We start from the raw sequence: 2,184 nt of genomic DNA on the forward strand, positions 1-2,184 counted from the left end.
GTCCAGGGCGTCGGCGGGGGGCACCGGGCGCAGGTCGGCGCGGCGCACCAGGTGGTGCCGGACCGTCCCGGTCAGGTCGACCACGCAGGCGGCCAGATAGTCGACGTTCACCTCCAGGCCGAGCCCGGCCGGGCCGTCGCCGGCCAGCACCAGGCCACGGGCGGGCCGGCCGGCCCCGGTACGCGGCGCGGGCTCCGCCTCGGCCACCAGCCGGCCGGCGATCAGGTCGTCGACCACGGCGGACACGGTGGCCCGGGTCAGTCCGGTGCCGGCGGCGATCTCGGCCCGGGACGGTGGCCGGTCGGCGGCGGCGATCCGCCGGAGCACGACCGCGAGGTTGAGTTCGCGGAGGCTGCCCTGCCGGACCGCCCCGGCGCTGCTGGTGCTGTTCACCGCTTGACACTGCCACACGACCGCCATTTAATTCAACCACTGAACAAATTGCGGACGACACCACCACCCGGAGGTCTCCATGGCACCCAGTCCCACCCCCGCCGACAAGTTCTCCTTCGGTCTCTGGACAGTGGGCTGGCCGGCCCGCGACCCGTTCGGGGACGCCACCCGACCCGAGTTGGACGCCGTGGAGGCCGTGCACCGGCTCGCCGAGCTCGGGGCGTACGGGATCACCTTCCACGACGACGACCTGGTCCCCTTCGGCGCGGACGCCGCCACCCGCGACCAGCACATCGCCCGGTTCCGCAAGGCCCTCGACGAGACCGGCCTGGTCGTGCCGATGGTCACCACCAACCTCTTCACCCACCCGGTGTTCAAGGACGGCGGCTTCACCAGCAACGACCGCGACATCCGTCGGTACGCGCTGCGCAAGGTGCTGCGCAACGTCGACCTCGCCGCCGAACTGGGCGCCCGCACCTTCGTCATGTGGGGCGGCCGGGAGGGCGCCGAGTACGACGTGGCCAAGGACGTCCGCGCCGCGCTGGACCGCTACCGCGAGGCCGTTGACCTGCTCTGCCAGTACGTCGTCGACCAGGGCTACGACCTGCGCTTCGCCCTCGAGCCGAAGCCGAACGAGCCGCGCGGCGACATCCTGCTGCCCACCGTGGGCCACGCGCTGGCGTTCATCTCCACCCTGGCCCGACCGGAGATGGTCGGCCTCAACCCCGAGGTCGGCCACGAGCAGATGGCCGGACTGAACTTCGCGCACGGCATCGCCCAGGCGCTCTGGCAGGGCAAGCTGTTCCACATCGACCTCAACGGCCAGCGCGGCATCAAGTACGACCAGGACCTGGTCTTCGGCCACGGCGACCTGCTCAACGCGTTCGCCCTGGTGGACCTGCTGGAGAACGGCGGGCCGAACGGCGGTCCCGCCTACGACGGGCCGCGGCACTTCGACTACAAGCCCTCCCGGACCGAGGACATGACGGGGGTGTGGGCCTCGGCGGCGGCGAACATGCGCACCTACCTGCTGCTCAAGGAGCGGGCCGCGGCGTTCCGGGCCGACCCGGAGGTGGCCGAGGCCCTGGCGGCCAGCAAGGTCACCGAGCTGGCCACCCCGACCCTGAACCCGGGCGAGGGCTACGCCGACCTGCTCGCCGACCGTTCGGCGTTCGAGGAGTTCGACCCGGACGCGGCCGGGGCGAAGGGCTTCGGCTTCGTCCGGCTGAACCAGCTCGCCGTCGAGCACCTGCTCGGCGCGCGCTGAGGCGGCCGCCATGCCGCTCGTCGCCGGGATCGACTCGTCGACCCAGTCCTGCAAGGTGGTGGTCCGGGACGCGGAGACCGGCGCGCTGGTCCGGCAGGGCCGCGCGCCGCACCCCGAGGGCACCGAGGTCGACCCGGACGCCTGGTGGGCCGCCCTGCGGGCGGCCGTGGCCGGGGCCGGCGGGCTGGCCGACGTGGCCCGACGCGACGGGCGCCGTGCCGGTGGCCAGTTTCACGGCCACCAAGCTGCGCTGGCTGGCCCGGCACGAGCCGGCCAACGCCGACCGGGTGGCCGCCGTCTGCCTGCCGCACGACTGGCTCACCTGGCGGCTGGCCGGCGCACCCGGCCTGGCCGCGCTGCGCACCGACCGCGGCGACGCCAGCGGCACCGGCTACTGGTCGCCGCGCACCGGCGAATACCGTCTCGACCTGCTGGAACGCGCCTTCGGGCGGCGGCTGCGGGTGCCGGTCGTGCTCGGCCCGGCCGAGGTGGCCGGGCACCTCGACCCGGTGGCGCTCGGCGGC

2 protein-coding genes and 1 pseudogene are annotated in these 2,184 nt (G+C 74.1%); 2 read left to right on the plus strand and 1 reads right to left on the minus strand.

Annotation, left to right across the window (positions count from 1 at the left end):
* The coding region (locus B0E53_RS35765) for a helix-turn-helix domain-containing protein (protein ID WP_146167949.1) at window positions 1-420 on the minus strand (420 nt) is incomplete at its 3' end.
* A 52-nt stretch (window positions 421-472) separates the two neighbouring features.
* On the opposite strand from B0E53_RS35765, the gene xylA reads away from it, so the two are divergent.
* Window positions 473-1,660 carry a xylose isomerase gene (xylA, locus tag B0E53_RS35770; RefSeq protein WP_107079851.1) on the plus strand — a complete coding sequence of 396 codons (1,188 nt, stop codon included), beginning with the start codon at window positions 473-475 and terminating at the stop codon, window positions 1,658-1,660.
* A gap of 10 nt (window positions 1,661-1,670) precedes the next feature.
* Window positions 1,671-2,184: pseudogene (locus B0E53_RS35775) on the plus strand (FGGY family carbohydrate kinase); the annotation flags it as partial.

Origin of the sequence: Micromonospora sp. MH33, from assembly GCF_003013775.1 — a bacterium.
Taxonomy (GTDB): domain Bacteria; phylum Actinomycetota; class Actinomycetes; order Mycobacteriales; family Micromonosporaceae; genus Micromonospora; species Micromonospora fulviviridis.